Annotated in this window: 10 protein-coding genes and 3 tRNA genes; 4 read left to right on the forward strand and 9 right to left on the reverse strand. The window is 52.4% G+C overall.

Annotated features, from left to right (window positions below):
• Positions 1 to 54 precede the first annotated feature (54 nt).
• Entirely contained in the window at positions 55 to 1320 is a 1266-nt protein-coding gene (gene thiC, locus JRG72_02945) for a phosphomethylpyrimidine synthase ThiC (protein MBW2134183.1), read from the forward strand.
• A 37-nt stretch (positions 1321 to 1357) separates the two neighbouring features.
• Positions 1358 to 1714, forward strand: a complete 357-nt coding sequence (locus tag JRG72_02950) for a hypothetical protein (GenBank protein MBW2134184.1) — start codon at positions 1358 to 1360, stop codon at positions 1712 to 1714.
• Positions 1715 to 2404: 690 nt separating this feature from the next.
• Here the strand turns inward: JRG72_02950 and JRG72_02955 are convergent.
• The 7 genes from JRG72_02955 to JRG72_02985 form a co-directional block, all read right to left on the reverse strand.
• Positions 2405 to 2482, reverse strand: a tRNA-Asp gene (locus JRG72_02955).
• A gap of 38 nt (positions 2483 to 2520) precedes the next feature.
• Positions 2521 to 2596 (reverse strand) — tRNA-Val (locus JRG72_02960).
• 62 nt (positions 2597 to 2658) lie between these two features.
• The gene (lon, locus tag JRG72_02965; GenBank protein ID MBW2134185.1) at positions 2659 to 5121 is read right to left on the reverse strand and encodes an endopeptidase La; all 2463 of its coding nucleotides are present in this window, start codon (positions 5119 to 5121) and stop codon (positions 2659 to 2661) included.
• Positions 5122 to 5145: 24 nt separating this feature from the next.
• Positions 5146 to 6399: an ATP-dependent Clp protease ATP-binding subunit ClpX gene (gene clpX, locus JRG72_02970; protein ID MBW2134186.1), complete on the reverse strand. Its 1254-nt coding sequence runs from the start codon at positions 6397 to 6399 to the stop codon at positions 5146 to 5148.
• A gap of 176 nt (positions 6400 to 6575) precedes the next feature.
• Complete coding sequence (gene clpP, locus JRG72_02975) at positions 6576 to 7184, reverse strand: ATP-dependent Clp endopeptidase proteolytic subunit ClpP (GenBank protein MBW2134187.1); 609 nt, start codon at positions 7182 to 7184, stop codon at positions 6576 to 6578.
• Between the two features lies 1 nt (position 7185).
• Positions 7186 to 8502: a trigger factor gene (gene tig, locus JRG72_02980; GenBank protein ID MBW2134188.1), complete on the reverse strand. Its 1317-nt coding sequence runs from the start codon at positions 8500 to 8502 to the stop codon at positions 7186 to 7188.
• A gap of 118 nt (positions 8503 to 8620) precedes the next feature.
• Positions 8621 to 8704 (reverse strand) — tRNA-Leu (locus JRG72_02985).
• 324 nt (positions 8705 to 9028) lie between these two features.
• On the opposite strand from JRG72_02985, the gene JRG72_02990 reads away from it, so the two are divergent.
• Complete coding sequence (locus JRG72_02990; GenBank protein ID MBW2134189.1) at positions 9029 to 10447, forward strand: aminopeptidase; 1419 nt, start codon at positions 9029 to 9031, stop codon at positions 10445 to 10447.
• Between the two features lie 213 nt (positions 10448 to 10660).
• On the forward strand, positions 10661 to 11263 hold the full coding sequence (locus tag JRG72_02995) for a hypothetical protein (protein MBW2134190.1): 603 nt from the start codon (positions 10661 to 10663) through the stop codon (positions 11261 to 11263).
• Positions 11264 to 11273: 10 nt separating this feature from the next.
• Here the strand turns inward: JRG72_02995 and JRG72_03000 are convergent, their stop codons facing one another.
• Both JRG72_03000 and JRG72_03005 read right to left on the reverse strand, forming a co-directional pair.
• Complete coding sequence (locus JRG72_03000; protein ID MBW2134191.1) at positions 11274 to 11918, reverse strand: hypothetical protein; 645 nt, start codon at positions 11916 to 11918, stop codon at positions 11274 to 11276.
• 578 nt (positions 11919 to 12496) lie between these two features.
• Positions 12497 to 12919 carry a 4Fe-4S dicluster domain-containing protein gene (locus JRG72_03005; protein MBW2134192.1) on the reverse strand — a complete coding sequence of 141 codons (423 nt, stop codon included), beginning with the start codon at positions 12917 to 12919 and terminating at the stop codon, positions 12497 to 12499.
• Positions 12920 to 12946: the final 27 nt, after the last annotated feature.

A 12946-nucleotide genomic window follows, 5' to 3' on the forward strand; every position in this document is an offset into this window, starting at 1 on the left:
AAAAAATTTATTATTTTTCAATTCCATTGCCTGGTTTAACCTCAGGAGTAAGTAATGACTCAACGTCAAGCAGCCTTAGCTGGCCAGATTACCCCCGTCATGGAGGCCGCCGCCCGGAAAGAGGGTTGCGACCCCGAATTCATTCGCGCCGGTCTGGCACAGGGTTCCCTGGCAGTACCGGCCAACCAAGAGCATCATAATCTTGATCCTATTGCTATCGGCACCGGGGTGCGGGTCAAGGTCAACGCCAACATCGGCACCTCCCCCCCCGATGCCAGTCTGAAAAAGGAGCTAAAAAAACTGGCGGCCGCCATCCGGTGTGGGGCGCATACGGTGATGGATCTGTCTACCGGCGGCAATCTCAACAAAATCCGGACCACCTTGCTGGCCCATTGTCCCCTTCCCTTTGGGACCGTGCCCATTTATCAGGTGATGGCGGAGGCCAAGAGCCTGGAAGAGGTTACCGCCGAACAGATCATCGAAGCGGTGCGCCTCCATGCCCGACAGGGAGTTGATTTTGTCACCGTCCATTGCGGGGTTACCCGCCGGGCCTTGCCGCTTCTGAAGTCCCGGGTCACCGGGGTGGTATCGCGGGGCGGGGCCTTTCTGGTGGCCTGGATGCGGCGGCACCGGCAGGAAAATCCACTCTACGAGTATTATGATGAGCTGCTAAAGATCGCCCGGCAGTACGACGTTACCTTGAGTCTGGGGGATGGTCTGCGGCCCGGCTGTCTGGCTGATGCCACCGATCGGGCCCAATTGCATGAGCTAAAGATTCAGGGCGGGTTGACCCGCCGGGCCTGGGCTCAGGGCGTGCAGGTAATTGTGGAAGGACCGGGCCATTTGCCCATGTCAGTGATCAAAAAGAATATGCGACTGCAGCAGAAATATTGCCAAGGCGCCCCCTTTTATGTCCTGGGGCCACTGGTCACCGATATTGCCGCGGGATACGATCACATCGCCGGAGCTATCGGCGGAGCTCTGGCTGCTAGCCTGGGGGCTTCATTTCTCTGTTATGTCACTCCCGCTGAACATTTGAAACTGCCTGAGGTGGAGGACGTGGTTGACGGGGTGATCGCTTCTCGCATCGCCGCCCATGCCGCGGACATCGCCAACGGCATTCCCGGTGCCGCCGATTGGGATCTCAAGATGTCCCAAGCCCGGCGGGCTTTGGATTGGCAGACTCAGATCGATCTGGCCATCGATCCTGAAAAAGCCCGGCGCTACCGGGAAATCAGCCAGGCCCGCGAAGACCAGTGCACCATGTGCGGTCGGTTCTGCGCCATGAAAATCTTTGACGAACGTTTCGATGAGCAATAATCAGCAATTTTAGCAAACCGAGAGGCTGGAGGGAGAGGTGGGGAAAGGCAAAGCCTTTAAGTTGTATCTCCCATCAGAGGACAATTTCGGTACCCTGATGACGATCAAATTCCCGGATAAATCTTGGCCGCGTTTCCCCTCGGTTTCCGATTGCCGGGAGAATTACCGCATTCCCGGCGTCTGTTTTGGTTCAAGGACAAACCGCGGCCGCCTCCCGGTCGGCAGTGCCCGTAGCCACCGTAAGGCGGGGAGTGATGATCAGGCCGTGGCGGTTCTCCATCAACACCTGCCCCAGGAAGCAGAGCTTGGCATCTTTGCCTTTGCCTGGCGGAACAGCCGTGCCCCCGGGTCGGTGGTGGCGGCATGGGTCTGGTTCAATCGCCGTTCCCCATGAAAATCCACTTCCGGGTTGCGACCGCCGCCGGCAGGGGGAGGCGGAGTATCCTTTCAGCGGAAACTCTTCAGGGAAGCCCAGGCCGCCATCACGGTGCTGTCCCGGTGAAATGCTCGTCCGACAGCGGTTCGGCCAGGGCTTGATTCACCATGTTCCGAATCGGCCGCAGCCGATGGTCCTGGGGCACTCGAGCTTCAGGGCAAAGATCGCTGAATATCGTTTGCTGGTGGACAACGTCACCGGGCCTGGTCGCCGCCTCCGGACAAGGTATTGTTGTCCTTATATATAACAGTTTTTAGGCTTTAATGACCACACTTTTTGGCGCTCTCGAGTAACGAGTTTTTCAACAGCCTGTTAGGAGTTTTCGACTTCTGGGTTGATGGAGTAGTTTTTCATTTATGGCCTCATCAGGCTTTGAGTAGAGGGCTACCGGAGTTTTTTGCACCAGTATCCAATCAGAATTCAAGGGCTTATCATAGGTAATGGTATTGAACATCTACGTAGAAACCTTGGGAGAAATTAGAGATTCTGGAATTATTTATTCTGACCTGTCAGTAAGGGAATAAAGGTATTTAGTGACGTAGCCCTCTGAGGGGTTTAATTATGATTTAGGTTGTAAATAGGGTTGGAAAAGCCAATTTAAGCTAACAAAAAAGGACTTAGAAATTGTTCTAAGTCCTTGTATTTCTTTGGCGGGGACGACGAGACTTGAACTCGCGACCTCCGGCGTGACAGGCCGGCGTTCTATCCAATCTGAACTACGCCCCCTTCAGGTTGCCAGATAATCAGCACCTCTGTGACGTTCGTGGTAGGCGGAACAGGATTCGAACCTGTGACCCCCGGCTTGTAAGGCCGATGCTCTCCCTTCTGAGCTATCCGCCCTGATATCCGGTTAAAGAATTGAAATGTACCCGATATATTTACCCCCTGTCAAGGGAAATTCCTCAATGGGCCCGAATCTCATGATCAGCCGGAACCTCGCCAACCGGCAAGAAGACCGGCTTATCGGACAGGGCTGAAGGTTGAGCGCGAAATAGACTATCGGGATCCTCGAGCGCCAGAGCCTGTCTCAGCACCTCATCCATATGTTCGACGGTAACCAGTTCCACTGCTTTCAAAATTCGGGCCGGGATCTCTTTAATGTCCTTCTCGTTATCCTTGGAGATCAGTACGGTTTTGATCTGGCCCCGGTGCGCGGCAATGATCTTTTCTTTCAAACCGCCTATGGGCAGCACCCGTCCTCTGAGGGTGATCTCTCCGGTCATGGCCACATCCCGCCGCACCGGAACCTTGAGCAGGGCCGAGACGATGCTGGTGGCAATGGTAATCCCGGCTGACGGCCCATCTTTAGGGATGGCCCCTTCTGGAACGTGCACATGGATGTCGATTTTGCGGTAAAAATCGCGACCCAGGCCCAGTTGTTCCGACCGGGAGCGGACATAACTCAGGGCGGCCTGGGCCGATTCCTGCATCACTTCCCCCAGCTTGCCGGTGATGATTAGTTTGCCCCGCCCGGGAAGAATCACTGCCTCGGTCTGGAGCAGTTCGCCTCCGAATTCAGTCCAGGCCAGTCCGGTGGTAAGGCCGACTTCATCGTGTTCCTCAGTGCGACCAAAGCGGAACTTGGGCACCCCCAGATACTTGGGGATGTTCTGGCTGGAAACCTTGACTTTATGTTCTCTGCCTTCCTTGGCCACTTCCCGGGCCACTTTTCGGCAGATGGAGGCGATCTCCCGTTCCAGATTCCGGACCCCGGCTTCACGAGTATAATGGCGAATAATGGTTAAGATGGCATTTTCCGAAAATTCAATATTATCTGCTTCCAAGCCATTGGCCTGCCGCTGTTTGGGAACCAGAAACTGCTGCGCTATATGGAGCTTCTCAACCTCTGTATAGCCCGGCAGGCGGATAATTTCCATCCGGTCCTGCAGCGGCAGCGGGATGGAATACAGATTGTTGGCGGTAGTGATAAACATCACTTCGGAAAGATCGTAATCAACATCCAGATAGTGGTCATTAAAGGCGAAATTCTGCTCTGGATCCAGCACTTCCAACAGGGCTGCCGAAGGATCGCCGCGAAAATCAGTGCTCATCTTATCCACTTCGTCCAGACAAAAGACCGGGTTGTTGGTCTTGGCTTTGCGGAGCGATTGGATAATCTTACCCGGCAAAGCACCGATATAAGTACGGCGGTGTCCCCGGATTTCTGCCTCATCCCGAACGCCTCCCAGGGACAGACGGACGAAATTGCGGCCTAGGGCCCGAGCCACTGACTTGGCCAGGGAGGTTTTCCCCACGCCGGGAGGCCCTACCAGGCAAAGGATCGGTCCTTTCATTTTTTTGACCAGACTCTGGACCGCCAGGTGTTCCAGGATGCGCTCTTTGGGTTTTTCCAGGCCGTAATGGTCTTCATCGAGGATTTGCTCGGCGTTGACAATGTCAAGCTTATCCTTGGTGCGTTCGTGCCAGGGCAATGAAATCAGCCAGTCAATGTAATTGCGCACTACGGTCGCCTCGGCCGACATGGGACTCATGAGCTTGAGTTTCTTCAACTCCTGGCGAACCTTGGTCATGGCCTCGGCGCTCATGCGTTTCTTCTTGATCTTTTTTTCGAGAGCCTGGATTTCACTACGGAAATCGTCTTTTTCGCCCATTTCCTTCTGAATGGCGCGCATTTGCTCATTCAGATAGTATTCCTTCTGGGTCTTCTCCATCTGTTTTTTAACCCGGTTCTTGATCCGACCTTCGATCTGTAAGACCTTGATTTCCCGTTGCATCAAGTTCAGGACCTTATCCAGCCGTTTAACCGGGTTGATGATTTCCAACAGTTGCTGTTTTTCATCAATTTTTATGGTCAGATGGGCCGCCAGATTATCGGCCAGTCGGCCGGGCTCTTCAACCGAGCTGACTGCCTGCAGGACCTCCTGAGGAATCTTCTTATTTAACTTGGCATACTTCTCAAAGGCATCGATTGAAGTCCGGACCAGCGCCTCGGCTTCCACCGAATATTCGTAGGGCTCGATAATTTCTTCGATTTCTACCAAGAAGAAGTTGGGATTGGCCAGATATTGCCGGATAATAGCCCGCCCTTTGCCCTCGATCAGGGCCTTGACGGTCCCATCCGGCAGGCGTAGAAGCTGTAATACCTGCCCCACCGCGCCGAAGCGATAGATATCGGATTCGCCAGGATCATCCTTGCTGGCGTCTTTTTGGGTAACCAAAAGAACTGGACTATCCTGGCTCATAGCATTCTCTAGAGCCTGGATGGAACGTTCCCGACCAATAAACAGTGGTACCACCATATAGGGAAAAACCACGATATCCCGTAAAGGTAGCAAGGGGACGGTATTGTAGAGCCTGCCTTTACCATCGGATGTTAGTTTCGGTCGGTTTAGTTTAAATATCATAATTTTCCTGATCCTTTTAGATTGTTAAGCAATCTCGGCCTGAGGTTCAAAGATTAGGATCGGCGATTCGTGTTTTAAGATAACGTCTTCGTTGATCAGACACTCCCGCACATTCTTGAGCGAGGGGATTTCGTACATCACATCCAGCATGGCCTGTTCCAGGATGGCCCGTAGTCCCCGGGCTCCGGATTTACGCTTCAGGGCCTCGCGCGCCACTGCCGCCAAGGCACCATCGGTAAACCGCACCGTCACATGCTCCATCTCCAGGAGTTTCTGGTACTGTTTGACCAGGGCATTGCGAGGTTCCTTGAGGATGCGCATTAAGGCCTCTTCATCCAGTTCTTCCAGGCTGGCAATCACTGGTAAGCGGCCAACAAATTCCGGAATCAGACCAAACTTCAACAGATCGTAAGGCTGCACCTGAGCCAGGGTCTGACCCAGTTTGCGATTGATCTGACTCTCCACCGGGGCCACAAAACCCATGGTCTTGCGACCGATCCGGGCGTTGATAATATCTTCCAGGCCGTTAAACGCCCCGCCACAGATGAAGAGAATATTGGTGGTATCGATTTTGACGAATTCCTGCTGGGGATGTTTCCGACCACCTTTGGGCGGCACCGAGGCCATGGTCCCTTCGATGATCTTGAGCAGGGCCTGTTGCACGCCTTCTCCGGAGACATCCCGGGTGATAGAGGGGCTGTCAGTTTTGCGGGCGATCTTGTCAATTTCATCGATATAGACGATGCCCCGACAGGCCTTTTCCACATCGTAATCAGCTCCCTGCAGGAGATTGAGGATAATGTTTTCGACATCCTCCCCCACATAGCCTGCTTCGGTTAAGGTAGTGGCGTCAGCAATGGTAAACGGCACATTGAGAATCTTGGCCAGGGTTTGGGCTAACAGAGTCTTTCCCGAACCGGTGGGGCCAATCAACAGGATATTGCTCTTCTGCAGTTCCACGCCGTCCATGTCGACCCGAGAGTTGATCCGTTTGTAATGGTTATAAACCGCTACTGACAGAATCTTTTTGGCCCGTTCCTGACCAATGACATATTCGTCGATTTCTTTCTTTATATCCGCTGGTTCCGGTATTGACAGCCGGGCGCCTTTAGCCTCTTCTTTTTCGTACTCCTCGGCAATGATGTCATTGCACAATTCAATACATTCATCACAGATATAAACGCTGGGGCCGGCGATAAGCTTTTTCACCTCACTCTGACTTTTCCCACAGAAAGAACAGAAGAGATCGGAGGATTTATCGTTGCCGCGTTTAGTCATCACATTTACCTCCCCGAACCTGGGTGCTAACCGCCTGGCGGTAGCTTCGGTGCTTTAATTTTTTATTAATCTGCTCAAGATGGTTTCCCATCCTGGCAAGCTGGATATATCCTCAGGGTTTACCAATTTATCGGTTTTTTCCAGCTTTTCTTAAGGGCGGCCGGAACATATTTGGGTCAGGCCGCTTGGGTTGCCAGTTCCATCGGGCGTGAACTGATCACTTCGTCCACCAGGCCATAATCTTTGGCCTGCAATCCCGACATATAGAAATCCCGTTCGGTGTCACGGTTAATATTTTCCAAGGATTGACCGGTATGCCGAGCCAGAATCTCGTTAAGCTCCTGGCGCAACCTCAAGATCTCCCGGGCCTGGATATCAACGTCAGTGGCTTGACCCTGGAACCCCCCCAGCGGCTGATGGATCAGAATACGGGCGTGGGGCAGGGCAAAACGTTTTCCCGGCGCGCCCGCGGCCAACAACAGGGCTGCCATGCTGGCTGCCTGACCCATGCATAGGGTCGACACCTGTGGTTTGATATACTGCATGGTGTCATACAAAGCCAGGCCCGAGGTCACCAAGCCTCCCGGTGAATTGATGTAAAAGTGAATATCTTTGTCCGGGTCCTCCGATTCCAAAAAGAGCAATTGGGCGATAATCAGATTGGCAATGTCATCATTGATCGTTGAACCTAAAAAGATAATGCGATCCTTCAGTAGTCGGGAATAGATGTCGTAGGCTCTTTCCCCCCGGCTGCTCTGCTCTACGACAATGGGTATTAACGGCATCTCAAGTCCCCTCCTGGGCTGTTTCGGTGGCGGCCAGAGGGGCAACTATTTCCGCGTGCTCAATAAGACGTTGCAACGCTTTATCTTTCCGCAAACGACCCCTGAACTCTTCGACCCTCTGGTGTTGCTGATAAAATTCTCTGATGCGCCCCGCCTCTTCCCCCAACCGCTCGGCCAGTTGCTGATAACCGATTTCCAGTTCGGCGTTGCTGACGGTGATTCCTTCCTGATCAGCGATTTTTTCCAGAATCAGGTCAGACCGGGTCCGGCGCTCGGCCAGGTCCCGAAGCTTGTCTAACATTTTTTCCTTATCTAACCCCGCAAGGTTTATACCACGACGCTGGAGGGCTTCTAACTGCTCCCGCAGGATGTATTCCTGTTCCTGGCGGATTAGAAAGGGCGGGACCTCAAAGGCAGTCTGGCGGATTAGATGGTCAAGCACTTGATCACGTAACTCAGCCTGACGCTGCTGTTCCTTTTTATTAATAATATCCTGTTTGATCGATTCCCGCAAGTCTTCCAGGGTTTGGAAACTGCCTCCCAAAGCTTTGGCAAAGTCGTCATCCAAGACCGGTAACTCTTTCTCCTTGATCTCGTGAATTTTGACCGTGAAATCTATGGTTTTGCCTGCCAAGGCCGGATTAAAAAAATTTTCCGGCAAATCAACTCGAATATTAGCCTCATCACCCTGGTTCAGACCGATTAACTGTAGTTCGAAATCGACGTTAAACCTTCCCGCCCCGATCTCCAGGTGATAGTTCAGGTTGCTACCGCCGGGGATAGGCTTACCCTCTTGAAAGGCTTCGTAATCGAGCAAGACAAAATCGTCTTTTTGGATCGGCCGAGCTTCCGAGACCGGCTTGACCCAGGCATTGAGTTCTTGAATCTCACGTAACCGTTGGTCTATCATGGCCTCCGTAACTTCCACCGGTTCTACTGTTAGTTTGAGGCCCAGATAATTTTCTACCGTAAACTCCGGGGTAATCTCCAGTTCAACGCTATATTTAAAGTTATCTCCCTGAATTATATCTGGTAATTGCTGGGGGATCTGCAGCATTAAGGGGTGCAGATTGACCTCTTTTAAGGCTTCATCCAGAGAATTACGCAACAGGTCCTGGGTGACTTCCTCTTCTACCTGTTTCTTGAAGAGCCGCTCTAATATACTGCGGGGCGCCTTGCCTGGCCGGAAGCCTTTCACCCGGGCTTTTTTCTTCAGATTGCGATAGGCCCGATCAAGGTTTTTATCGACCTCCTCGGAAGGCACTTCGATCCAGAGTTTTCGCTGCACCGGGCTGATTTCCTCAATTTCCACTTTCATAGAATGCACCATATTCGTATGAGTTTTAGTATCCTTATCTCCACCCACCTACAATCTACAGCCATCTGGTCTGAGTGACTCAGGTCTAAAGTCCCGATGATGCTGTCCTTCCCGATCTTGGTGCGAGAGGGGGGACTCGAACCCCCACGGTTGCCCTCTGGATCCTAAGTCCAGCGCGTCTGCCAAATTCCGCCACTCTCGCCCGCCTTGTTCAAATTAAATCGCTGCCCATGGCTTGTCAACCTGAATAACGTCGCTGGAGCTAAATTAAATCTATATCTTTTCCATGCTTAAGTCAAGGCAACTTCAAAGCCGGGCGGCTAATAGCCAGGATTGCCTAACCTGCCTCTCAGAGGTGCTGGTTCTCTTTCCGAGAAAAAAATCCCCCTGACTTGTCCGGACTCGCCTTTCATGATATCTTTCAAGGATAGTGATTTTAGTAACATGAAATCTGTCCGGCTAATACGTAGCTATTGCTTTATCTGAAACTTAGGCATATTTAGCAGGATAGCAAGGAGAAGACGGCATGGAAACCCCTTCTAAAGATGAAATTCAGCAGCTTCGTGATAAGCTGGCGGTAAAGCCCCGTTTGGTGTGGGATCGGGTAGACGCCGCTGAACGATCAGCTATTTTAGCTTACGCCGAGCGCTATAAGAACTTTTTGGATGTGGCCAAGACCGAGCGCCAGGCGGTTGGGGAAATCCAGCGTCAGGCCCAGGAACGGGGATTTGTCAACTTGGCCGACCAGCAACCCGGCTCCCGGTTTTATCTTAACTATCGCGGGAAAACCATGGCCTTGGTGGTAATGGGAACCAAGCCCCTGAGCGCCGGCTTGCGCATTATCGCCGCCCATATCGACTCTCCTCGGCTCGATCTCAAACAATATCCCATCTATGAAGAAGCGGATCTGACCTTTTTGAAGACCCACTATTACGGCGGCATCAAAAAATATCAATGGCTGGCCCGCCCCTTGGCCCTGCATGGGGTAATCCTCAAAGAAAACGGCGACACCATTACTCTTAGGGTCGGCGAAGAGGACTCCGACCCGGTGTTTACGGTCTGCGATCTGCTGCCCCATTTGGCCCGCAAGGTCCAGATGGATAAAAAGGTGGATGAGGCCTTTATTGGAGAAAAGCTTAATGTTCTGGTGGGATCTCTCCCCTATGGCAATGATGACACCAAGGAACGTTTTAAACTTCATCTCTTGCACCTGCTTTCGGAAAAATATGGCCTGCATGAAGAGGACCTGGTAAGTGCGGAACTGGAAGTAGTGCCTGCCGGACGGGCCCGGGATCTGGGCTGGGATCGGAGTCTGGTCGGCGGCTACGGCCAAGATGATCGGGCCTGTGCCTATGCTGCCCTGGAGGCCATTTTCGTGGTCAATGACCCACCCTATACCTGTCTGGCCCTGTTCGTGGACAAAGAAGAGGTCGGCAGCGACGGCAACACTTCCGCTAAAAGCTGCCTGCTGGCAGAATTAGTTACTCAATTGTTGCTGCGCCAGGGTGAGGGGCGGGAGGCCCTGCGTCCGGCCCTGATGGCCTCGCGGGCCATCTCGGCTGACGTGAACGGCGCTTTGGATCCCGACTGGCCTGAGGTCCATGAAAAGAACAATGCCGCCCGGATGGGCTATGGAGTCTGCCTGACCAAATTCACCGGCCACGGCGGCAAATATATGGCTAATGACGCCCATGCCGAATACGTCGGCTGGATCAGACGCATCTTCAACCGCCAGGGCGTGGTCTGGCAGGCGGGAGAATTGGGAAAGGTGGACGAAGGCGGGGGCGGCACCATCGCCAAGTTTCTGGCCATCCACGGCATGGATATCATTGACTGCGGCACCCCGTTGTTATCCATGCACTCCCCCTTTGAAGTGTCCTCCAAAGGCGATCTGTATATGACCTATAAGGCCTATTGGAGCTTTTTTACCGCTGGAGAAGATTAATCCGATTTTCCTTTTGGGAACTTTGCTTTTACCCTTCTGGCAGAGACGAGCAGATCGCCAAAGGGAACTGAATCTCGGTCTGGTCAGGACTCTGCTCGGAATCGCCGATAACAGTCGGTGAGGTTAAAAATATTTGCAATTCCTGGCTATAAACCTTATATTTTGAAAGGAGTTAATTGATCAAGGATTGTTATGGGAAAATTCTTTTCAAAGGTGAGCACCAAGGGAGAGGCCCCCAAAATTGGTTCATTCTCCAACATGATGAACTTTTACAGCCTCCTGCTGTTTCTGATTGCTATCCCTTTTGTGCTGATTGTGGCTCTGGTCTGGCTAACCGGCGTGTTGGGCTTCAGCACCTGGATCATCGCTGGTCTGGCTGTGCTCATTGCACTGGGATTCTGGCGGCTCTCTCGTAAGTGGAGTCAGATCAAGGCCAAAATGGCAGCCCAAGGGTTTGAGTTTAAAGATATTGTGGCGGAGGCGGCCAAAGATGGCAAGAATGTCGAGGTCTCTTTGTTAAACGGGCTGCTCACCTTCCGGTGTCAAGGCAATCGTTATCCGGCGCATGTTTTGCCTTATCCGAGTTCCGAACCTCTGGCCCTGGAAGCACCGCCTTCAATGACTGTGGAGTCACCTACGGTATCTGGTCATGATGCTGCCGCTTATGAGTTGGGTCAGCTACGGCGAGAATTGGAGGGTTATATCCGTCTGCGCGACTCTGGAGTAATCAGCCCCGAAGAGTTTGATCAGATCCGGAACCGCCTGATGGGATGCTTGCATGACAAATCGGCGGCTGCCAAAGTCAGCGAGGTTTAGGCGCTCGGTATCATTCTTCCACCGGATTGGGTTCTTCCGGAGGTCCTGGCGGGGGGAGGCTCTCTTTCCCTAAAGCAAAGGCCGGTCCCCTTAACAGACCAGCTCCTTCCCAGAAATCCTGCCGATAACGGTAAAAATAATGGAGCCTTTGCAGCCCCTGGGCCAAGTGGTCCAGGTATTCTTCCCCCAAGTGGTCAATACAATACTGCAGCAGACCTAGGACACTGGCCGGAAGAAAAAATTTTTCCTTGCCGATCACCCCTTGAAAGTCCAACCGGTAACTATCGCTCCCCAGGCTAATGAGCTTTGCTTCATAGAGGCGATCAGCAGGTTGGTCCAGGGATTGTCCCAACCTTAGTTCCCCCAAAGGAATCTGGAAACGGCGCTCCGGACCGGTCAGACTCAGGAGCCGTCGGGCCACACGCCTGACATAATCCAACAATTCCCGGGCCACCCGGTTTTCATTAAGTTCGGCCAGCTCATAGAGTATCCGGGCATAATAATAAATCATCAGACACACAGTATCGTTCCCCGGGTCTCGGGTATTGTTCCATTGAATCTGCGGCACCATCAGATTCTGGGACAGAAAAAAAATCTTGAGTATGGCCTTGAGGTTCTCTCGATCCCGCCGAAAGAACCTAAACAGTTTTTTCATGGCCCTCATATCTCAGATTTCAGGGTTTATTCCGGTCAAAGGATTGACGAAGCGCTGACCACATCCGGCTCCTGAATTCCTGCAGCGCTCAAATCTGGATGCCAAAAAAAGCTCTCCAACACCGGTTTCTGGTTGGCGTCGATTAATTCAGTCTTGAGTAGAATAAATTTCCGCGGTTCGGTCCCATGGTTTTCCCCATCCCCCGGATGACGAGGAAGCAGACCCCGCTCTAATCTTTCAAGCCTTTAGACAACTCCCCCTTGTCAACAAAATTTATATCCTTGAGCGCCCGGGCCCTTGCTCCGCTGGACATCCAATGACAATCTGGTCTGGCATTTCTCGCAGGCAATAATCATATTATCGTGCTGGCGTTTTAAGGTCTGTTGATGGGAAGGTATTTTTAGATTATCGCATGCTGAAAAGAAAGTCAATTGTTTCCTGACAAGATGTTGAGGGTGAGGTTTGGGGAATCAGCATGGGAGACGGCCGCCAGACCCTGATCCGCATGCTTTCCAGGAACTTGAGATATACTCCAAAGTTTTCTGATTTACCTCTAAATAGTGATATTGACCCCAAATTTACACCGCGGCCCGATTGATTCTAACTTCCATGGCCCGAGCCGGGCAGACCGGGCAACACAATTCGCAGGCGCTGCATTTTTCTGGATCAAAGATCACCTCCATACCAGGTCGGCGAATGGACAAGGCCCCGGTGGGGCAGACCGCGGTGCAGGTGCCACACTGATAACAACGGTCCTCATTGCGGCGCACTTCACTGGCCACCCGATGGACCTCTACTCCCGCATTTCTTAAGTATTTTACCCCTTTCCGGAAATTTTCCGGGTGGCCCCGGAGCTCCATAACGATAACCCCCTCTTTCCGGGGGTAAATGGTGGCCTTGAGCAGGTTAAACTCCAGGTCATAATCTTTCACTAACCGATAAATAATCGGTTGATCTACCACTTCTCTTGAAAAGCGTAAAACCAGCATTTCGGCATGCATAAGGATTTAACCCCACCGATCCAATGG

The sequence above is a fragment of the Deltaproteobacteria bacterium genome, from assembly GCA_019309545.1.
Lineage (GTDB): Bacteria > Desulfobacterota > Desulfobaccia > Desulfobaccales > Desulfobaccaceae > Desulfobacca_B.

Excerpts from the sequence above, each read along its gene's own strand:
- clpP (MBW2134187.1), bottom strand. The coding sequence starts at position 7,184 with ATGCCGTTAATACCCATTGTCGTAGAGCAGAGCAGCCGGGGGGAAAGA.
- tig (MBW2134188.1), bottom strand. The coding sequence starts at position 8,502 with ATGAAAGTGGAAATTGAGGAAATCAGCCCGGTGCAGCGAAAACTCTGG.
- JRG72_02990 (MBW2134189.1), top strand. The coding sequence starts at position 9,029 with ATGGAAACCCCTTCTAAAGATGAAATTCAGCAGCTTCGTGATAAGCTG.
- thiC (MBW2134183.1), top strand. The coding sequence starts at position 55 with ATGACTCAACGTCAAGCAGCCTTAGCTGGCCAGATTACCCCCGTCATG.
- clpX (MBW2134186.1), bottom strand. The coding sequence starts at position 6,399 with ATGACTAAACGCGGCAACGATAAATCCTCCGATCTCTTCTGTTCTTTC.
- lon (MBW2134185.1), bottom strand. The coding sequence starts at position 5,121 with ATGATATTTAAACTAAACCGACCGAAACTAACATCCGATGGTAAAGGC.
- JRG72_03000 (MBW2134191.1), bottom strand. The coding sequence starts at position 11,918 with ATGAAAAAACTGTTTAGGTTCTTTCGGCGGGATCGAGAGAACCTCAAG.
- JRG72_03005 (MBW2134192.1), bottom strand. The coding sequence starts at position 12,919 with ATGCATGCCGAAATGCTGGTTTTACGCTTTTCAAGAGAAGTGGTAGAT.